Raw genomic sequence first — 21,655 nt, 5'->3', positions numbered from 1 at the left:
GTGATTAATTTAACATTTTATTAAAAATAACAAATTAAAATGCTATTTAAATAATAAACTGTTAAATTGAAACAGATAAATATTGGTTATTTATACTAAAAAACATATAAAATTAACTATTTTCTAATTTATATAAGAAATTTAGGGGAAATTAGCGAAAAATGATGATATATAATAAAAACCTTGTTAAATAAAAGGAATATAATTTGAAAAGTTTATAATTTACTATATAATATATTAACGAGATGACATATTTTCAGTAAATGTTATTATTTATTAATAAATTATTTGTTTTGGGGCCTATTAAGGAGGATTTTAATGAATATTTTCAAGAGAAAGACAGCAGAGCAGATGCTTGAAGGCGTAGTAAAGACTGGTCTTAAAAAGAACCTAAAGGCTAAAGATATAGCTGCATTAGGAATTGGTGCTGTTGTAGGAGTTGGTATATTTGTAGCTACCGGAGAAGGTGCACATCTTGCGGGACCTGCGGTAATTATATCATTCATTATAGCTGCAGTAGTAGCATGTTTATGTGGACTTAGCTATTCAGAGCTTGCAACAATGTTTCCAGTAGCAGGTAGTACATATTCTTATGCATATATTACCTTTGGGGAAATAGTAGCTATGATTATAGGGTGGTGTTTAACTGCTGAATATCTAGTTGCTTGTAGTGCCGTTGCTTCAGGATGGTCAGGAACCTTCCAAGGAATATTAGCTAACTTAGGGATAAATATACCTAAAGCTTTAGCTGCTTCACCAAGCAAAGGTGGAATAATAGACTTACCTGCTGTACTTATAATCATTTTAATAACAATACTTTTGTGTTATGGAATGCAAGAAAGTGCAAAAGTAAACAACATAATGGTTGGAATTAAGATATGTATAATAATACTATTTGTTGGACTAGGAGTTACACATATAAATGTAGCTAACTATAAACCTTTTAATCCTTATGGACTAAAGGGGATATTTGCGGGCACAGCTACTATTTTCTTCTCATACATAGGGTTTGATGCTATTTCAACTGCAGCAGAAGAAGCAGAAAATCCAAGACGAGATATACCTTTAGGATTAATAATGTGTCTTGTAGTGGTAAGTATACTTTATATCTCAGTAGCAGCTGTGCTTACAGGAATGGTTCCTTTTAAAGAAATAATTTCTGAAAATGCAGTACCAGGAGCTTTAGCTAGAGTAGGAATTAACTGGGGATCAGCATTAGTTGGAACTGGCGCAATAATAGGGATGATTTCTACACTTTTAGCAGTGCTTTATGGTCAAGTAAGAGTTTTCATGGTTATGTCTAGAGATGGACTTTTACCAAAATTATTCTCAAAGGTTCATCCAGTTCACAAAACACCTTATTTATCGACTATAATAACAGGTGCTGTTGCTGCTGTTATTGCTGGATTACTTCCTCTTGATATAATAGTTCAGTTTTTAAGCATAGGAACTCTATTAGGATTTATAGTGGTGTCTTTAAGTGTAATAGTTCTTAGAAAGAGAATGCCTAACTTTAACAGAATATTTAGATGTCCAGGTGTTCCGTTTACACCAATAATAACTGTCATATGCTGTCTATATCTTCTTTCAAGACTACAAGCTAAAACTTGGATCGGCTTTGCAGTTTGGCTTGTAATAGGGCTTATAGTTTACTTTACTTATGGAAGAAAACATAGTTTATTACAAAATGAATAATATATAATATAGAAGCAGCTAATGGGATCATTGATTGAACTCAGTAGCTGTTTTTTTTGCTGTATAAGAAATTGTAAAACTTTCAAGTTTTCCTTATATTCATTCGGAAAGGCAGATGTGATAAAAAAGCTTGCGAAGAAAGGTAGTTTCATTCACTTATTTTATAAATTAATATAATTGTGATCAATATATATTCGTTCCGTAATAAACATATAATAAAATATGATTCAGGTTTCAGGGAGGATATATATATAGCCGTAGGTTTGACCATGACAGATTGTTCCTAAATTAAGTTATAATAATACAGTTTTATTTATCAATGTTGCTGGAGGAGTGTAGATGGAGGGATATGAATATATTCTAATCGCAGTAGGATTTGTACTACTTTTACTAAGTTATCTAGTTGGAATGGGGAACAAAAGTTTTTCAAAGATAAATGATAATGTGACTTCAGAAGATATAGAGGAAAAAGATAAATTTATAAGTGAAATTGCTATACCTCCTGCTCTTATAGGAATGGCTATTATAATATCGACTTTCCTATACAGAGTATCAAAACTATTTGGCATAATATTAATCATAGTGGTATCCATATATTCTTTGATTAGAGAATTTAAAATGTTATTTAGTATGAAAAACAAATGAGATAAAAATAAAGAGCATCTAGTTTTATCCTTAAATAAAACTGAATGCTCTTTAACTATTTACTAAAGCGTCTTCTATAATCGCACTTTCTACAAAGTTCTTCTTTTACTTGTCTATTAGAAAAACCATTAAATATATTTAATGCACGGTTACTTTCTACTATATCGTTTAGAGAATTTGCAGCATATATGTTTCCGAGATTTATTACACCTTCACCATCTAAGCAACAAGGAACTACAGTGCCATCAACTAATATTGCTATCTGATTTCTAAGACCATGGCAAAAACCAACAGTATCTTCGTCTTCAAGCTTTGTATCTGGCCATTTAAACTCAGAGCCTTGATTTAGATAAACTCTTTCTCTAATTTTTATGCCTCTAGCAGGAATGACTTTTTCCTCTATCTTGTAGTCTAATGAAAAAAAGTCTTCTATCATTTCTAATATATAATTATTTCTTTTATTCTTTAGATTTATAGTATTATCTTCAGTGAGATTCCACAGTCTTAAGGATACAGTTAGGCTTGACTTCTCTAACGCTTCCTTCGTGAAATCTAATATATTATTTACATAAGAATATTTGTCGTTAGTAGTTTCATTCCCATCAAAACTATGCAATGAAAAGTTAATTTGTCTTAATGCAGGTTTGCCAATTATCTTTTCTCTTACTTTATTAATCAAAGTTCCATTGGTAGTTATATTAACTTTAAATCCTTTTGAATAACTAACATCTAACAATTGTTCTAACTGAGGATGAAGTAAGGGTTCACCTTTTACGTGAAGATATATGTGTTCACCATGCCCTTGGATTTTATCCAGAACTTCGCTAAATTTATCCACAGTAATAGTTTCTGATTTTCTTTTTGTCTGTGGACAAAATTCACAAGATAGATTGCACACATTAGTAATTTCAATATATATTTTCTTAAATTTTTTCATTATGTATTCTCCTATGTAATTGAGTGAGGACTTTATGTATATTCCAAAATAACGAGTTCTAAAAATAGATTTAACATTAAAGTATAGATAAAATACTGCATATTGGAATTTATCCAAATAAAGATTCGCAGAATCATCAAAATATTTATTTGGAACTTAAGGATTGAAGTTGTGTATTTATAGTATATCGTTAAAAAGCCATATAAAATAAAAAAACTAGAGAAATATAATCTCTAGCAGTTGACAAAATTTGACAAATTATTTTAGGTATAAATACACCACGTTAATATATTTTCCTAATTTATACTTATACTATAAACAAAAAATTAGATGTTGTCAAGAGAAATGAAGAAAAAGTTAGAAAAAACATAGTTTGAAGTAAATTGAGTATTAGAGATGGTATTAGGGAGTGTAATATAATGGTAATTAGTGTTTTATATTTTTATTTATTTACTATAAAATATTATCTATCTCAGTTTAGTACATCTTTAAACAATGTGGCACAAATAAAATTTAAGGAGTGAGTTGAATGGCAGGGACAGAGCATCCTGATTATGAAAAGGAAATACAAAGACTAGAATTAACTCTAAAGTATCTTAAAAACTATAATGAAAAAGTATTAGCACATAAAAACAAAGTTGATACAGAGGTTGAATATGGTTTATCTCACTATAACTCAGATAATGCAGAGCAGTTCAACGAATTATCTATAAATTATGTGCTTCAGAAGAATTTAGAATTTAAAACTAAAGGTTTAGCAAGCAGCATAGAAAAACCGTACTTTGCAAGAGTAGATTTTAAAGAACAAAGTAAAGATAAGTCTCAGCAACTTTATATAGGAAAAACTTCTCTGCTTGATGATGAGACTAACGAAATGATTATAATAGATTGGAGATCGCCAGTGGCAACTCTTTACTATGAGGGGAGACTAGGTGAAGCCAACTATGATTGTGAGGATGGGAATATAAAAGGTGACATAAGTTTAAAGCGGCAATACAGTATTGAAAAGTCAAAGATTCAGGAGATATACGATATAGACATAACTACAAATGATGAATTCCTACAAGCAAGTTTAAATTCTTTAAAAGATAATAGACTAAAGGACATTGTATCCACAATACAAGAAGAACAAAATAGAGTTATTAGAGCTAACATGTGGAAACCTTTATTAGTACAAGGAGCCGCAGGTGGAGGAAAAACTACAATAGCACTTCATAGGATAGCATACCTTTTATATAATTATGAAAATACAGTATCTTCAGATGGCTTTATGATAATAGCACCAAATAGGTTTTTTCTTAGCTACATTTCAGATGTACTTCCCGAACTTGGCGTTCACAGTGTACGGCAAAATACATTTGAAGACTTTGCATTAGAGATTATCGGAGAAAAATTTGATATAAAAGAACCTTCTGAAAAACTGAAAGATATAATTGAAGGAGATATTAAAGTTAATAAGATAAGTGCCTTCAAATCATCTATTGATTACAAACTGATGTTAGATAAGTTTTTGAAGTTTGTTGAATCAAAATACATTCCAAAAGTAGATTTTAAGATTCATGATACTATTATATATCCTTATAGGGATATTAAATCACTTTTTGTAAGCAGCTATAATCATCTACCATTTGAAAAGAGGATAATTGAAATAAGAAAACATCTTTCTAACAAATTAAAGTTAAATAAAAAAGATATACTTGAAACTATTGAAAGAGATTATGATTGGAGAATAAATAAGTTAAGAAGAGAAATGAATGACTGTGCTGAAAGAAGAGCAAAGATAATTGAGATAGCAAATGAAAGAGATCTTGTTTTAAAAAGAGCAAAAACCAAAATGAGTAGCTTAGTTAGAGATTACTTTGAAAAAATAAATCCGCTTAGTGTAAGTGAATATTATAAAGAATTCATGAGGATGCTGAAAGAGTGGAAGCCTGAAGGTCTTATAGCAAAACTATCAGAGCAAACTATTCTTTCTGTAGATAGTAAGAGCATAGAAATAGAAGATTTGGCGCCGCTTATGTATATAAAGTTAAAAGTTTATGGGTTAGAAGAAAAGTTAAATCTAAGGCATGTAGTTATAGATGAAGCGCAGGACTTTAGTGTGTTTCAGTTTTTAGTGTTAAAAGAAGTGATTGGTTCTAGTTCAATGACTATACTTGGAGATGTATGCCAAGGTATTTATAGTTATAGAGGAACAACTGATTGGGAATATGTGAATAAAAGCATATTTGGTGGGGAAGCTGAGATGCTTACTTTAGAGCAAAGTTATAGAACAACTGTTGAGATAATGAGTGGTGCTACTGAAGTAATTAAGAACCTAAAGGGTAAACAGCTTCCTTTAGCTAAACCTGTTATAAGGCATGGCGAACCAATAAAAATTGATAAGGTAAGTAGTGTTGATGACCTGTCCTTAAGTATAAAAGGTGATATAGAATTATGGAAGGAAAAAGGATATAAGTCATTAGCTCTTATCTGCAAGAATTTAGAGGAGTGCAAAAAGCTCAAGAAAAAGCTAGATAGTATAAATATAGATACGTCAATGGTTACAGGGGGAGAAAGTGACTTTAATGGAGGAATAGTGATAATACCGACCTATTTAGTAAAAGGCCTTGAATTTGATATGGTAATAATCTGCAATGCATCAGAAGACATGTATTCCGATAGTGATTTAGATATAAAACTTTTATATGTGGCGATGACAAGGCCGCTTCATTATCTAAAGATTTACCATGTAGGCGAAAGAACTAAACTGCTCGCTCATATAGCAGTTCCTGCTTAAACACCTAATTTGAGCAATATTCTCAAACTTATCCTAAAATTAAACTAAGCTTAAGTGCTATATTGAAATTAAGGTTACCTTATAATTATATATTAAGTTATAAGGTAGCCTTTTTAATGTATAGAACTTGTAAAACTTATAATCTAATTTGATTTAAATATAGTATGTCTTATGCTAATTTTTACAAATAAGTCTTTCCCCAGTTGTACAGTTCTTTAATTATAGGTTTTATGGTTAAGCCTAACTCAGTTAATTCGTACTCAACTTTTGGAGGTACTTCAGCATACACAGTTCTTTTTACAAGTCCATCGCTTTCGAGTTCACGAAGCTGTAGTGTAAGCATCCTGTGAGTTATGTTTGGCATATCTCGCCTTAGCTCATTAAATCTTTTCTTTCCGTATAAGAGTCTATATAAGATGACTCCCTTCCACTTTCCCCCTATGATATTTAAAGTAGCCTCTACTGCACACTTGGTTGAAGTACAAGGTGGGTCAATAGGTAAAGTTTCTTCTGTATTCATAAGACACCTCTTTACGTTACTTTTGATACTAAGTATAAATTTTATACCTAGGTATATTATTGTATATTATATATTAAAAATGTGCATTCTTCAATATATGATTAAGGTGTAATATAATTTACTCATAGGTTGGAAATACTCTTTTATATATCAGTTTTCTGAAGGCAAGATCTAAGAGTTTACAAGTGATTTTTATATGTATAAATTTGTGATTAAACTAATAGTCTTACAACTTTCTTAAGAGCTCGAGAAAGTAATGAAAACAATTTTTAGATAGAGAGTAAGCCCTTAATATATATGTATCAATTCAATCTGAAAATATAAATTTTATTGTGAAGTGGTACATCCAAGATGTATTTTGAAAGGTGGAATAATATAATGGATTCAGTAAAGAAAAAAATAATAGAAGCATATGATTTTAGACATGCATGCAAGGAGTTTGATGATAGCAAGAAAATATCTGAAGAAGATTTTGAGTTTATATTAGAGACTGCAAGACTATCTCCTAGCTCTTTTGGTTTTGAACCTTGGAAATTCATTGTTGTTCAAAACCCTGGATTTAGAGAAGAATTAAGAAAAGTTTCATGGGGGGCCCAAAGACAACTTCCAACAGCAAGCCATTTTGTAGTTGCTCTTTCGAGAACAGATAAAGATATGAAGTATGATTCAAAATATATCTCAGACTTTATGGAGCAAGTTAAGAAACTTCCTGCTGAAGTTGCAGAAGGAATGAGAGAAAGACTAAAAGATTTCCAAGAGAATGATTTTAAGTTATTTGCAAACGAGACAGCGCTTAATGATTGGGCTTCAAAGCAGACTTATATAGCCATGGGAAATATGATGACGGCAGCTGCACAAATTGGAATAGATTCTTGCCCTATAGAAGGTTTTAATAAGGATAAGGTTGAAGAGGTGTTAAATAGCAGAGGTTTGTTAGAAGAAGGAAGTTTTACAGTATCATATATGGTAGCCTTCGGATATAGAAAAGCCGATCCAAGACCTAAGACAAGACAAAGCATAGATAAAATAGTAACTTGGATATAGAGAAATAAAGATCAATATGTTGCGAAAGTTATTATCCTAAGAGAAGTTTTGTTCTCTTAGGATAATAACTTTATTTTTGTTTAGAAAATTGTAGGGCTTTTTAGCCAATGTACCTAATAAAGCTCATTTTATTTGCTGATTTATTACTTTGAAAGCGCTTTATCATATATAAGTTATTTTAGATAAATAATCGGTTAAATTATCTTGTTGAAATTAAATGGTTATACAGGAGATGCTATATGAGCAAGCTATTAGAATTAAATGATTTTTTCATATGGAATGATAACTTTCATCTATTTAGTTTTTTTGCTAAGATTTCCTCTAGTTAACATGATAAAGTTACTTTATTAGTTGAAAAAAATATGTTAGAATAAATTTCACGAGAGTGTTTTGTCGATAGATGTAGAATTATAGGTGTTACATATTGAAATTGTTTACAAATGCCACAAAAATGTAATTGACGGTAGAGTTTTTGTATATTAATATAAATATGTAAGCGATAACATATTTAACTATACTTACATAATAGATAATATTTAAGATGCCTAAGCCTAATGATATAAGAATTTCTTATTGTTATACATTTAGGTTTTTAATAATGTAGAAATCTTATATATTTATATGGCGTAAAGATGAACAAGTTAAATAATTAAACATCTTTTTAAACTCTTGAGGGGTCTGTGGTTGGAAATTAAAACATAGGTAGTCTCATATCAATATTAATTTAAGAGAAAAAAGTTTTGATTAGGAGGTATTAGTCATGACAAAAGTGGTAGAAATGAAGGGCATCACAAAAATATTCCCAGGAACCATAGCTAACGATGATGTTAATTTTGATCTTAACAAAAGTGAAACCCACGTTTTGCTAGGTGAAAATGGAGCGGGAAAAACCACTTTAATGAACATACTATATGGGTTGTACCAACAAGAGAAGGGTGAAATATATGTTAACGGGCAGCTAGCTAAGATAACAAACCCTAACGATGCTATAAAGCTTGGAATTGGTATGGTGCATCAACATTTTATGCTTGTTCATAATTTTACAGTTGCAGAAAATATAGTTCTAGGAATTGAACCTAAAAAAGGTTTGAAGGTAGACATGAAGAAAGCGATAGAGGATGTTAAGGCTATTGCTAAAAAGTATGGTTTCAACATAGATCCAAATGAAGTAATTGAAGACATCACAGTGGGTAAACAGCAAAAGGTAGAAATACTAAAGGCTTTATATAGAGGAGCAGATATATTAATACTTGACGAACCTACAGCGGTTCTAACTCCTCAAGAAATAGATGAGCTTGGAGTTATTATAGATAACTTAAAGTCACAGGGCAAGTCAGTAATTCTTATCACTCATAAGCTTAAAGAAGTTATGAAGATGAGTGACAGAGTAACCATAATAAGAAGAGGTAAGGTTACTGGAACTGTAAATACTAAAGATACTAATATCGACCAATTAGCGGAGCTAATGGTAGGTAGAAAAGTTAATCTTGTAGTACAGAAGGCTGAAGCAAAAGTAGGCCGTGAAATCCTTAAGATAGAAAACTTAAATGCTAATGATCATAGAAAACTTCCTGTAGTTAAGAATCTTGATCTTACAGTACATGCAGGTGAAGTAGTTGGTATAGCCGGAGTAGATGGAAACGGGCAGTCAGAGTTTATAGAAGCTTTAACTGGTCTTAGAAAAGCTGTTAGTGGAAAAGTAACTATAAACGGCAAAGACATATTTAACAAGGCACCTAAAATAGTTATGGAGTCTGGTGTCGGACATGTTCCTGAAGACAGGCACAAAAGAGGATTAATACTTAAATATTCATTATTTGAAAACTCAATCTTAGGTATTCATAGAAATAAACCTTTTAGCAAAGGTATCGTATTAAACTATAGCGAAGTTAGAAAACATTGCAATAAGCTTATAGAAGAGTTTGACGTAAGAACTCCAAATGATGAAGTTTCAGCATCAGCTTTATCAGGGGGAAATCAACAAAAGCTTATAGTTGCAAGAGAAATATCAAAAGATCCAGAACTTCTAATAGTATGTCAACCAACAAGAGGTCTTGATGTTGGAGCTATAGAATACATTCATAAGAGAATAATACAGGAAAGAGACAGTGGTAAAGCAGTTCTTTTAGTTTCACTAGAACTGGACGAAATAATGTCTTTATCTGATAGAATAGCAGTAATGTATGATGGACAAATCTTAGATATAGTAGATAGAAAAGATGCTACAGAGCTAAAACTTGGAATACTTATGGCTGGTGGTAGTCTTAAGGATGATGAGAAAGAGGTGAAGGATCTTGAGTAAAACTACAGCGAAGGGTAAAGAAAATAAAGCGCTACAGATAGTAAAACCAATATTGTTCCCTTTAGCGGCAATAATATTTTCTATATTCATTTCAGTGTTTTTCGTAATCTGGGCTAAGGGATACTCCATATTAGATTACTTTAAAGCGCTAGAAGATCTTTTTAGCACCATATGGAAAGGTTCCTTTGGTAGCGAAATGAACTTATTTAATACTATATTCTACTTGACACCACTTATATTTACCGGTGTAGCAAATGCGGTAGCATTTAAGACCGGATTATTTAACATAGGTGGAGAAGGTCAGTTTGTAGTAGGTATGGTAGCAGCAGCTTTAGTTGGAGTTATACCAGGACTTCCTGCAATTATACATCTTCCATTGGTTTTGATAGCAGGTATAGCAGCTGGTGGTCTATGGGCAGCAGTACCAGGATATCTTAAAGCAAAGATGGGAACAAACGAAGTTATAAACTCAATCATGATGAACTATATAGCAATGTATGCTGCAAACTTTATAATTCTTAGAACATCTTTTGGAGTTCAAGGAAAGTCAGCATCACCACTTATAAAAGAAAGTGCTAGAATTGGTAGATTCGTGTCAAACTATCAAGCAAACTATGGTGTGTTTATAGGAATAGCAGTAGCAATATTTGTTACATGGCTTTTATGGAAAACTACCACAGGTTATGAGCTTAGAGCTGTTGGTTTAAATCCACAGGGAGCAGAATACGGTGGAATAAATATATCAAAAAACATAATACTTGCAATGGTTATATCAGGAGCTATAGCAGGTCTTGGTGGAGCAGTTCACTTAGCTGGCGGTAAGTACTATACTGATGATTTTAGTACACTTCCAGGTTACGGTTTCAGTGGTATGGCAGTAGCTCTTCTTGCGAAAAGCCATCCGATAGGATGTATATTTGCAGCTGTACTTTTTGGAGCTCTAAACAGTAGTTCAAAAGTATTACAGTTAAATGGTATACCTAAAGAAATAGTATATCTTATACAATCAATAATAATAATCTTTGTAGCAACAGACTACATCGTTAAATACTTTGCAGAAAAGAAGAAGAAGAAGGAGGTATTGATCAATGGCTAGTATAAATATAATCATGGAACTTTTATCTTCAACCTTAGCTCTTGCAACTCCTTTAATATTCGCAGGTCTTGGCGGAGTATTTTCAGAAAGATCTGGAGTTGTAAACATAGGTCTTGAAGGTATGATGATCATGGGAGCCTTCTTTGGAGTATATGGGTCCTTCCTTACAGGAAGCGCGATGGTAGGAATCATTTTTGCTTTAATAGCAGGTGGACTTATAGCATTAATTCATGCTTTCTTAAGTATAAACCTAAAGGCAGATCAAGTTATATCAGGTACAGCGATAAACCTTTTTGCTCAAGCCTTAGCAGCCTTTCTTATCTTTAAGCTTTTCGGAAAAGGCGGACAAACGGATGGTGTTAATGGTTTAGCATACAATATACCAAAAGCATTAAGAGATATGCCGGTGCTCGGTAAACTTGTAGGAGACTTAAACTGGTTTGTATATGCAGCAATAGTTGCAGTAATAATAGCACACTTTGTACTATACAAAACTCCGTGGGGACTTAGAATAAGAGCCGTTGGAGAACATCCAAAGGCAGCAGATACTCTAGGAATAAATGTATATAAAGTAAGATATATCTGTGTTGTATTATCAGGAATGCTTGCAGGTCTTGGTGGAGCAGCATTATCACTTGGAAGTACGCCACTATATAGAGATGGAATGGTATCAGGAAGAGGATTTATAGCTCTAGCGGCTGTTATCTTCGGTAACTGGAAGCCAAAAGGAACACTATTTGCATGTTTACTATTTAGTTTTGCAGATGCTTTCCAATTAAAATCACAGCTACTTGGACTTAATCTTCCAACAGAAATATACTCAGTATTCCCTTATGTAATCACAATGATAGCTTTAGCAGGATTTGTAGGTAAGACACAAGCTCCAGCAGCTGACGGTGTACCTTACGAAAAGGGACAAAGATAATTAAGTTTAATACAATTTAAACAAAGCTATAAAAGTTAAGGATGTTTAAAACAATTATTTTTAAGCATCCTCAACTAAATTTATAAATATGCGTTTTTTTGTAAACTTTGATTAATAAACTGCATAAATCCATATAAAATGCTGTCGCTTTATAGTATAATAACCATGCAGTCTTTTCAGTTAAAAGTGAGGGGGATAATATATGGGCACTACAATTAGTGATATTGCAAAAAAATCAGGAGTTTCTCTAGCAACAGTTTCGAGGGTTTTAAATAACTCAGGATACGTTAAGGAAGAAACAAGAAATAAGGTATTAGAAACAATAAAAGAGATGAACTATACTCCTAGTGCAATAGCAAGAAGTTTGTCTAAAAATGAGACTAATACTATTGGAGTGATAGTACCAGATATAACAAACTCTTACTTTGGAGAACTTATAAAAGGTATTAGTGAAGTGGCTGAAGCCTCAGATCTAAATATTGTACTTTTTAACACTGATGACAATCTTGAGAAAGAACTTAAGGCATTAACTGTAATAAAGGAGCATAGATTGAAAGGTGTAATCATGTCTCCAATGTTCGGTGAAAATGAATTTAATAGTAATTATGTTAACACCCTAGAGAACTTAAACATACCGATAATATTTGTTGTAGCAGATGTTAAGTATACAAGTTTTAATGGTGTTTTTGTTGATAATATAAAAGGTGGTTTTGATGCTACAAATCTTCTTATAAAAGAAGGGCATAAAAAAGTAGGCATAATAACAGGGCTTTTAAGTTCAGAACCTGCAATGGATAGACTTATGGGCTATAAAAAAGCATTGGCAATGAACAATATTCCAATTAGAGAAGAATATATTTTTAAAGGTGACTTTAAGCTTAGCACAGGATATGACATAACTAAGAATGTATTAAATATGGAAGATGGTCCTACAGCTTTAGTTGTATGCAGCAATATGATGACTATGGGAGCAGTTAAAGCAACTTTTGATGAGAATAAAAAAATACCAAATGATCTAGCTATAGTAGGGTTTGATAAGCTTGAATTCTTAGATATGGTTGGAATAAATATAACATATATGGAAGATTGTCCTGAAGAACTTGGAAAATCAGCTATGTATATGCTCAAAGAAGTAATAGATAATAAAGATATTTCGGAAAAGAAGAGATTAACAATATCTCCAACAGTTATAATAAAGGGATCAGAAAAGAAAGTGTAGTTATCAAGTTCTATGTATATAACCTTATAAAGCTTGATAGCTAAAAATAATTACTTAATAATAAAAAATAGTGATTTTTTGATAAGGGAGAGTTTTTATATGAGAATGTATGATTTGATAATAAAGAAAAGAAATGGCGAAGAGCTTTCGACTGAGGAAATAAATTATTTTGTTGATGGATATACAAAAGGAAGTATTCCAGACTATCAGGTTTCATCACTTTTAATGGCTATATATTTTCAAAAGATGAATATGAGAGAAACTGCAGACCTTACAATGGCTATGGTGCATTCAGGAGATATTCTTGATTTATCAAAAATAGATGGAGTTAAAGTAGATAAGCATAGTACTGGTGGTGTAGGAGATACAACTACTTTAGTGCTTACACCTATGGTAGCTGCCCTAGGTATTCCGGTAGCTAAGATGTCTGGTAGAGGACTTGGACACACTGGAGGAACTATAGATAAATTAGAATCCTTTGATGGATTTTCAGTAGAAATAACAGAAGAGAAATTTATAGAAAATGTAAATACGAAAAAGATTGCTATAATGGGTCAGACTGCTGATTTAGCTCCAGCTGATAAAAAATTATATGCACTTAGAGATGTTACAGGTACTGTTGATAATATATCATTAATATCTTCTAGCATAATGAGTAAGAAAATTGCAGCAGGTGCAGATGCTATCGTTCTAGACGTTAAGGTTGGAGACGGTGCATTCATGAAGTCTTATGAGGATGCTAAAAAACTTGCAGAAGCAATGGTTAGCATAGGTAAAAATGTTGGAAGAAACACAGTTGCTGTAATCTCTGATATGGATCAACCTTTAGGGCTTGCTATAGGAAATGCTCTTGAAGTAAAAGAAGCTTTAGACACTCTAAGTGGTAAAGGACCTAAGGATTTATTAGAATTATGTTTAGCTTTAGGTAGCAATATGGTTGTATTAGCTGGTAAAGCTGAAAATGTTGAAGAAGCAAAGGCTATGCTTTTAAAGACTATAGAAGATGGTTCAGCTATTCAAAAGCTTAAGGAGTTTGTTGCTGCACAAGGTGGAAACGCTGAGCAGGTTACAAACCCAGAATTACTTGCAAAGGCTAAATTTGTTTATGAAGTAAAGAGTGATATAGAAGGCTATGTATCAAAGATAAACTCAGAAAATATAGGTCTTGTGGCTATGGAACTAGGAGCTGGAAGAGCTACTAAAGAAGATAGCATAGATTTAGCTGTAGGTATAGTTTTAAATAAAAAAAGAGGCGATAAAGTAGCTAAAGGAGATGTTTTAGCTTATATACATGCAGATGATGAAGCTAAAATAGAAAAAGCTGCTGCCGGAATAGTAAGTAATTACAAGATATCAGAGACATATGAAGACAATATTCCTCTTATATATGATGTAATAAGATAAGCTTAAATATAGATATAACAGTTGTAAATTAAATCTAAGTTAATGATTAAAATACGTAAAAAAAGCTCACTGAAGAAGGTCGCTTCAGTGACTTTTTATAACAAGTGTGTAAGCGCTTCCTTATGGCGTATAATTGATTATTGGCACTAGACTATTTAATGAAAGATGCACTGCACTTATGGAAAAGCTATTTATAATCATTTAATTATTATAAATAGAAATAAAAGGGGTTTATAATATAAATTCTATTTTAAGTAGGCATCTATAAATGAGGAGAAAATGATGGTTTTAAATAATAAAAGAAACTTTTTTATAATAGATTTTTTTGTAGCATTTTTAGTTGTTTTTGGAGTGGTTATGTTTCTTCCTATGTTCCAAAGCCTTCAAAATATCTTTGGTGTAAGTGTATCAAGTATTGCCTGGCTACCTAATATAGGGTATCTTAGTATGATATTATTCCCTGCTGTGGCAGGAAAAGTAATGAATAAGATTGGTGCAAAAAAGTCACTGTTATTATTTATAGTAGTTTGGATAATAGGAATTTCAGTAGAAATAATAGCTCTGAATAATGTAAGTTACTTTATGTTTTGTGGAGGAAGGTTGATAGAGGCATTAGCGGAAGCATCATTTTTTCCTATATTACTTTCTATGAATAAAATAGTTATGAAGGAAGAGAAAGATGGAAAGTTAGGTTCAAGTTTAGTGGAAATAGGATCAGCTATTGGCGGACTAGTTGCTGCGGTTGTAGCTGGATACTTCCTAGACTCACCTAAGACTTTTTTACTTATTCCTATAGTTATTGGTGCTTTAACTTGGATATTTGTATTTTCTTCAATAAGTGAAGTAAGCATTGAAGAAGATCATCAGGCAAATAATAAATTATTAGAAATAAAAGAGAATAAATTTGATTATATAAGCTTGCTTTTCATGATATTCATGACTCAGATAACCTTTGCAGCCTCTCAGGTTTATTTATCTTATTATATGGAGTCCTTTAATGCTTCAAATTCTACTGGATTAGTTATATCAATTGAGCAGATACTAATAGCTACAGGGGCTATGTCTCCAATGGTGCTACTTAGATATTTCTCGTTTAGCGCTATAAGAAACACCTTAATTGGAGTTTTTATGGTTTGCTCAATTATACTATCACTACATGTTTCATTACCTTTATCGATTTTAGCCCTATCATCAATATGCTTGATAGTTGGAATAGGATTCTCAACTTTAAATATATATATATCAAAGACTGTAGTTACAAATGCTTCACAAAAGATATCTTTCTATACTGCAGTAAGATTTGCAGGTGGATTTGCCCTGTCTTTCTTCTGGGGAAATTATATAGATAAATATAAAGCTTTGGGATATAACTATATAAAGATATTCAATAATCTATATATGATGATGGCTGTTTTAGTAGTAATAATATCAGTAATAGTAGTAATTATGCAAAATCAGAATAAGAAGTTTTGGAGTGAAAAGAATTAAATAGTAGAACCATAGGTGTATTATATAGAATACTATTCCAATTTGGGCTATAATTTTTGTTGAGACAATTAGTTATAAAATATTTGCGATAATATTATTTTGAAAACTTTTCTTAAAAAGATATAAAATTTAAAAAGATAAAAATAAAATTAAAATAAATATAAGTACTTATAAGGTACTCAATGGAGGTATGGAGATGAGCATTCATATAAATGCGAAAGAAGGACAAATAGCTGAAAGTATATTATTACCGGGGGATCCGCTAAGAGCAAAATTTATTGCTGAAAACTTTCTTGAGGACGTTATCTGTTATAACGAAGTAAGAGGAATGTATGGATTTACAGGAACTTATAAAGGAAAAAGAGTTTCGGTTCAAGGTACAGGAATGGGTATACCATCAATATCAATTTATGTAAGTGAACTTATACAAAGTTATGGGGTTAAGAATCTTATAAGAGTAGGTACTTGTGGTGGATATCAAGAATCTGTAAAAGTAAGAGATCTTATAATAGCTATGGCTGCATCAACAGATTCAAATATAAACAAAATTAGATTTAATGGAAGAGATTTTGCACCAACAGCTAGCTTTAAGTTATTAAGAAAGGCTTATGACTTTGCAGTGGAAAAAGGCTTCGATCCTAAGGTTGGTAATGTATTTAGTTCAGATACTTTCTATGGAGATACTACTGAAGAGTGGAAGATATGGGCTAAGTTCGGCTGTTTAGGAGTAGAAATGGAAGCTGCTGCACTTTATACTTTAGCAGCAAAGCATGGTGTTGATGCATTAGCATTACTAACAGTAAGTGATCATTTCATATATGATGAAATAACTTCAGCAGAAGAAAGACAAACAACTTTTACAAATATGATTGAAGTAGCACTTGATACAGTACATTCACTATAATATAAATTAAAAGTTACCATAAGCCTATGAATGGTTTGTGGTAACTTTTTTATTTATATAATTATATTACAATAAAATCATATAAAAAGGGATAAAGAGTATGCTTAACAAAGTGGTTGTAACAGTCATAAGACTAGCGTATTTATGATTGGCTCCAAAGCTTTTTGCAACTATTGCGGTATTTGTCATAACGGGCATTGCAGCTTGAATTATAAATACGTTTTTCATAAGTGGAGGTATAGGGAAGTATAAGCATAGTAGAAATACAAGTAGTGGAGATACTAAAAATCTTCCTATAAATAATGCAATCATATCTTTGTTTATCTTTACTTCCTTGAAATCTACAGAATGCATAGTTATTCCTATAAATAGCATAGATAATGGAGTGGTAAGTCCACCTACATATTTGCACGTATCCATTACAAATCTTGGTGGAGTGATATTTAGCATTATTAAAATTAGAGCTAATATGAAGCCCATAAGTGGAGGGGAAATTAATCTTTTTAAGGTTGCACTAGAAAATATCTTACTGCATTTACCGATTGTTCCATCCTTACTTATATCATAAACTCCTAAAGTCCAAAAGAATGTAGTATTTGCTATATAGTAAAGTAACACATAAGGAACACTTGATTCTCCGAAAAGAGCTAGATTTACAGGTAGTCCTACAAAAATCGAACTAGAAACAAAAAACATAGAACGGAAAGTACCTGCGCTTTTATCATCTATTTTTAATGTTTTAGAAACTAGAATTGCTATAAAGTATCCAGCTGCCATAGATACGAAGGGAATGATAAGTCCACTTCCTAAATGGATCAATTTATCTTTACTAAAATTATTCATAAGATCAACAAGCATAAGGCATGGTAAAGCTATATTGCATACCAGCTTAGAGAATATTTTTGAAGCTTCTTCGTTTAGCCAACCCTTTGAAGTTAATAAATATCCTATAATTATCATTATTACTATACTTAGAATGCTTTGTAACGCATTAAAAAAAATCATAATTAGCCCCCGAAAATTATATGTTTTTGGAAAATATATCTTCTGGGGTTATTATAACAGAATAAAATAGATAATAAAAATACTTAATAATTATTGAATTCATACATAAATAAGTATAAATTTAAATGGTTGTTAAGTAATGTGCGCCTTTTTTATTCTTTTATCTAATTTATGCATTGAAAATAAGGTGCCACTCTATCTAATACTTTGATGAGCTTACCAGATAGGCATTCAATTATAAATGCTTACTAATATAGTATTTCTAGTGCGGCGCCTTGATTGGAATATAATATTAAAAGTTAATACTACTTAAATTTCAAATATCTCTAAAAAGCGTTTTGCTGGAGCTGATAGATACTTATCTTTCATCCATATGATCCCCGTCTTTGTAATTAGAGATGGTTCATCTATATCTTTAAATACTAAATTAGAGTTTTTAAGCAAACCTACCCAATCCTTAGGCAAAATAGCTACTCCCATGCCTTTATTAGCCCAGGTTAAAAGTGATCGTGTATCTTCTATCTTACAGAAGATATTTGGATCAAAACCAGCATTTTCGCAAGCTTCTAATATGTTTTTCTCAAACCTTCTATTTACAAGAAGTGGTTTGTTAGCAAGTTCCGTTATTGGAATCTGCTTAGTCTTTTCATCCCAATATATATTGCCTTTAGTTGCGGCAACCATTGGAGCGCTTTCTAAATATATTGATTCAAAGCCTTCAGAATTTACTGGAGTACGTATTATTCCTATCTCTATAAAACCATCAGTAAGAAGCTTTAATATTTCTTTAGTATTTCCTTCTCTTATATCGAAAGTTATACCTGGGTATTTGTCATAAAAATTCATTATCTTATTAAGTAGCAGAGTATCTCCTTCAGAAGAAATTGTTCCAATAGATAAAGTTCCATTAAGACCATCCTTAATATCCTTTATTTCTTTAAGGGTAGTATCCATTAGTTCAATCATCTGCTCACAGCGATTTTGAAGTATTTGTCCTGCGCTAGTTATTTGAAACTTTCTAGTACTTCTTTCTATCAATTTAACCCCAAGCTCATCTTCAAGCATTTTTAGCTGCTGACTTAGATGAGGCTGAGCGATATGAAGCTTTTTAGAGGCTTTAGTTATATTACCTTGCTTAACAATTTCAAGAAAGTAAGTAAGTTGCTTAAAATCCATGTATATGTATTCCTTTCTGATTTAAGGTTAACGTTTATATGTTTTAACTTTATTACTAAGTAAATGCATGTAAGTTGTTATGTGAAGCTTACATTTATATGCTTTAAAGCTATTGATATAAGTCCCCAGCTAAATTTTCTAGCCTTTCATAATCTAATATGATTAGAGAATTCCCATCTCTAGCTATAATTTTCTGGTCACATAATTTGTTTATTATCCTAAGCAAGTGCCTGTAGCTTGTGCCTAAAAGTTCAGCAATTTCAGTAAAACGTTCAGCTACTATGCCTTTTAAACTAGTTGAAAGATCTTCTTCACTAGATATGGCAAGCATATAACTTGCAAGCCTATTCTCTAAAGGATAAAGAAGATTTATAGAATTAGATACTGCAGACGTAGCAAGCTTCTCTGATAGGGTTTTACATATATGCCTCAAAAATATGGCATCATCTTTAGCATATTTTCTTATAACACCCAGTGGAATGCCTATAAAAGTACAACTGTGTACCGCTTCCACATTGCAATTAGCAGTGCTTTCACTTATAAACTCTAGATCACCCATGACCATTAGAGGATTGTAGAATCTTAAAAGAAGTGACTTACCATTTTGAAGTAAGGTATAAACCTTGCATTTGCCTTTAACTAGGAAATAGAAATATTCAATTTCCTCATTTGATCTATATACAAGTTCACCTTTTTCAAAGATGTGTATTTCCATATGTGTGGTCATGTCACTGCTAAAATATGAATCTATATTATGAAGCTCCTTAAAACCTTCGATAGTTGACCTGTTATTAATTTTAATTATATAGAACACCTCCATGGTGTGTAAATAAAAGTATCTAATATGTACTACTTCGTTAGAAAATAGATTTTGGAGTGAAGTATTTCGTCTTTATAACTATATTATAGACAATAACTATAAATAAAAAAATAGAAAAGTGACATATGTCATATGATAAACTCTTTTATTTTGATATCTTAAGTTATGGATAACCGATAAGTTTAGATTGCATAACAACTTAATTTCTAAATAATATTAAAAGTAAAACCAACATGATAATAGTTAATATCGGATATCAGTAAAATAATTTTAGGGGGACAAATAAAAATATGTATAAGTTATTTACCGTCATTATAGGTTTTATCATAACTATAATGATTAGTTTTAATAGTGAACTTCAGGCTAGTGTGGGAAATAATCTTTCTTTAGTAGTAATTCATTTAGTAGGACTTATAAGTGTAATAATTGTTATGGTAGTTAAGAAAGAAAAGTTTTCTATGGATCTTCATAAGGTACCGTTATATCTGTTAAGTGCAGGATTAATTGGGGTAATGGTGGTTCTGATAAACAATCTGACCTTTTCTAAAGTTGGAGCATCACTTTCAATATCTTTAGGAATGGTTGGTCAGCTTACTGCTGCCACGGTTATAGATCATTTTGGTCTTCTTGGAATGAAAAAGTATAGCTTTGAAAAAAAGAAGTTACTAGGCTTTGCTTTTATAATTCTTGGAATAGTAGTGATGGCCTTATATTAGGGAGGGATTTTAGATGTTAAATATTTTGTTGACAGTTTTAGGGGGAGCCTTTGTTACTCTCTCAATGATAATAAATGGGAAGCTAGCAGAAAAGATAGGTGGGCTTAAGGGAACTCTTATAAATTATATAACAGGACTTTCTTTTTCTTTGTTGTTATATATAATAATAAGATCTACTGGAACAGCAGCACCTATGACAGAAATAAATATAAATAGTATACCTATATATGCTTACCTTGGGGGACTATTAGGAGTTGTAGTAATAGTTTTATCAAATAAAGTTATTCCTAAGATTCCAGCTATCTACTCTATGGTGCTTATTTTTGTAGGACAAATTGTAATGGGAATGGTCATAGATTATTTTAGTTTTCATAAGTTTTCAATGGGTAAGTTTATTGGAGCTTTATTTATAATTTTAGGAGTAATATATAACTTTAATGTGGATAAGAATGTAGCTAGTAGTAAAGAGGTAGAGGCATAGTTTTGTTAGCTATTGAAGTAAGTATTTATAATCATAGGCGAACTTTAACAGGTTCGCCTTTTATTTTTATTAAACCTAAACAGTACAAAGTATATTCCACGAGTCAACATCAGTTATTTTCTTATAGATTCCAATACAACTATGTAAATAGATAACTATACAACTATTTATATATTTAAATATTTAAATATTTATTTAATCATATAATTATAAAATTATATGAATATATAGTATTTATGCGCCTTGCAAGGTAATTCCATTTGAAAAGCAGATACACATAAGATATAATCAGAGATAGTGTGAACTGCTTGACGTATTATAGATAAACAGAGAGTACTTCTTAATAATTTTGCATTAAAAATTTGATGAGAAGCTTCTAAAGAGTTCCTATGTCGAAACTTAATTTATACTTGTTCGAAAATAGCGAGTTCTGGGGATTTTCGGGCATGTATAAATTGATAGTTGAGCTAGGAACTCTATATAATAAGATCATTCACAA

At 31.4% G+C, this 21,655-nt stretch carries 18 protein-coding genes; 13 read left to right on the top strand and 5 right to left on the bottom strand.

What is annotated here, in order from left to right:
• Positions 1–318: 318 nt before the first annotated feature.
• Together bsdtw1_RS22765 and bsdtw1_RS22760 are read left to right on the top strand one after the other, a co-directional pair.
• On the top strand, positions 319–1,695 hold the full coding sequence (locus tag bsdtw1_RS22765) for an amino acid permease (RefSeq protein ID WP_183279950.1): 1,377 nt from the start codon (positions 319–321) through the stop codon (positions 1,693–1,695).
• Between the two features lie 339 nt (positions 1,696–2,034).
• Positions 2,035–2,340 carry a hypothetical protein gene (locus bsdtw1_RS22760; RefSeq protein WP_183279949.1) on the top strand — a complete coding sequence of 102 codons (306 nt, stop codon included), beginning with the start codon at positions 2,035–2,037 and terminating at the stop codon, positions 2,338–2,340.
• A gap of 55 nt (positions 2,341–2,395) precedes the next feature.
• Here bsdtw1_RS22760 and bsdtw1_RS22755 read toward each other — a convergent pair whose 3' ends face one another.
• On the bottom strand, positions 2,396–3,277 hold the full coding sequence (locus tag bsdtw1_RS22755; protein WP_183279948.1) for a radical SAM/SPASM domain-containing protein: 882 nt from the start codon (positions 3,275–3,277) through the stop codon (positions 2,396–2,398).
• A gap of 529 nt (positions 3,278–3,806) precedes the next feature.
• Between bsdtw1_RS22755 and helD the strand changes: the two genes are divergently transcribed.
• A complete protein-coding gene (gene helD, locus bsdtw1_RS22750; RefSeq protein ID WP_183279947.1) occupies positions 3,807–6,056 on the top strand; it encodes an RNA polymerase recycling motor HelD in 2,250 nt (749 codons plus the stop codon).
• Between the two features lie 181 nt (positions 6,057–6,237).
• Here the strand turns inward: helD and bsdtw1_RS22745 are convergent, their stop codons facing one another.
• Positions 6,238–6,576 carry a winged helix-turn-helix transcriptional regulator gene (locus tag bsdtw1_RS22745; protein WP_183279946.1) on the bottom strand — a complete coding sequence of 113 codons (339 nt, stop codon included), beginning with the start codon at positions 6,574–6,576 and terminating at the stop codon, positions 6,238–6,240.
• 378 nt (positions 6,577–6,954) lie between these two features.
• Here bsdtw1_RS22745 and bsdtw1_RS22740 point away from each other — a divergent pair, with 378 nt between their 5' ends.
• The 8 genes from bsdtw1_RS22740 (at position 6,955) to deoD (ending at position 16,958) form a co-directional block, all read left to right on the top strand.
• The gene (locus tag bsdtw1_RS22740; RefSeq protein ID WP_183279945.1) at positions 6,955–7,620 is read left to right on the top strand and encodes an NAD(P)H-dependent oxidoreductase; all 666 of its coding nucleotides are present in this window, start codon (positions 6,955–6,957) and stop codon (positions 7,618–7,620) included.
• Between the two features lie 760 nt (positions 7,621–8,380).
• On the top strand, positions 8,381–9,922 hold the full coding sequence (locus bsdtw1_RS22735) for an ABC transporter ATP-binding protein (protein WP_183275945.1): 1,542 nt from the start codon (positions 8,381–8,383) through the stop codon (positions 9,920–9,922).
• On the top strand, positions 9,915–11,018 hold the full coding sequence (locus tag bsdtw1_RS22730) for an ABC transporter permease (RefSeq protein WP_244638092.1): 1,104 nt from the start codon (positions 9,915–9,917) through the stop codon (positions 11,016–11,018). The genes bsdtw1_RS22735 and bsdtw1_RS22730 overlap by 8 nt, the downstream gene beginning before the upstream one ends.
• Entirely contained in the window at positions 11,011–11,943 is a 933-nt protein-coding gene (locus bsdtw1_RS22725; protein WP_183279944.1) for an ABC transporter permease, read from the top strand. The genes bsdtw1_RS22730 and bsdtw1_RS22725 overlap by 8 nt, the downstream gene beginning before the upstream one ends.
• A 202-nt stretch (positions 11,944–12,145) precedes the next feature.
• Complete coding sequence (locus bsdtw1_RS22720) at positions 12,146–13,162, top strand: LacI family DNA-binding transcriptional regulator (RefSeq protein ID WP_183279943.1); 1,017 nt, start codon at positions 12,146–12,148, stop codon at positions 13,160–13,162.
• Between the two features lie 99 nt (positions 13,163–13,261).
• A complete protein-coding gene (locus bsdtw1_RS22715) occupies positions 13,262–14,566 on the top strand; it encodes a pyrimidine-nucleoside phosphorylase (RefSeq protein WP_183279942.1) in 1,305 nt (434 codons plus the stop codon).
• A 282-nt stretch (positions 14,567–14,848) separates the two neighbouring features.
• Positions 14,849–16,054 carry an MFS transporter gene (locus bsdtw1_RS22710; protein WP_183279941.1) on the top strand — a complete coding sequence of 402 codons (1,206 nt, stop codon included), beginning with the start codon at positions 14,849–14,851 and terminating at the stop codon, positions 16,052–16,054.
• Positions 16,055–16,250: 196 nt separating this feature from the next.
• A complete protein-coding gene (gene deoD / locus bsdtw1_RS22705; RefSeq protein ID WP_183279940.1) occupies positions 16,251–16,958 on the top strand; it encodes a purine-nucleoside phosphorylase in 708 nt (235 codons plus the stop codon).
• Between the two features lie 66 nt (positions 16,959–17,024).
• On the opposite strand, the gene bsdtw1_RS22700 is transcribed toward deoD, so the two are convergent.
• From bsdtw1_RS22700 to bsdtw1_RS22690, 3 genes are all read right to left on the bottom strand, one after another.
• A complete protein-coding gene (locus bsdtw1_RS22700; protein ID WP_183279939.1) occupies positions 17,025–17,963 on the bottom strand; it encodes an AEC family transporter in 939 nt (312 codons plus the stop codon).
• A 309-nt stretch (positions 17,964–18,272) separates the two neighbouring features.
• Positions 18,273–19,139: a LysR family transcriptional regulator gene (locus tag bsdtw1_RS22695; RefSeq protein ID WP_183279938.1), complete on the bottom strand. Its 867-nt coding sequence runs from the start codon at positions 19,137–19,139 to the stop codon at positions 18,273–18,275.
• Between the two features lie 109 nt (positions 19,140–19,248).
• Complete coding sequence (locus bsdtw1_RS22690; protein WP_183279937.1) at positions 19,249–19,854, bottom strand: cyclic nucleotide-binding domain-containing protein; 606 nt, start codon at positions 19,852–19,854, stop codon at positions 19,249–19,251.
• 395 nt (positions 19,855–20,249) lie between these two features.
• Here bsdtw1_RS22690 and bsdtw1_RS22685 point away from each other — a divergent pair, with 395 nt between their 5' ends.
• Together bsdtw1_RS22685 and bsdtw1_RS22680 are read left to right on the top strand one after the other, a co-directional pair.
• Positions 20,250–20,675, top strand: a complete 426-nt coding sequence (locus bsdtw1_RS22685) for a DMT family transporter (protein WP_183279936.1) — start codon at positions 20,250–20,252, stop codon at positions 20,673–20,675.
• 13 nt (positions 20,676–20,688) lie between these two features.
• Positions 20,689–21,156: a DMT family transporter gene (locus tag bsdtw1_RS22680; protein WP_183279935.1), complete on the top strand. Its 468-nt coding sequence runs from the start codon at positions 20,689–20,691 to the stop codon at positions 21,154–21,156.
• Positions 21,157–21,655: the final 499 nt, after the last annotated feature.

The organism is Clostridium fungisolvens (assembly GCF_014193895.1).
GTDB classification, from domain to species: domain Bacteria; phylum Bacillota; class Clostridia; order Clostridiales; family Clostridiaceae; genus Clostridium_AR; species Clostridium_AR fungisolvens.
Note: the sequence above shows the minus strand (reverse complement) of the source record. Positions and strands in the feature narration are given on the sequence as shown.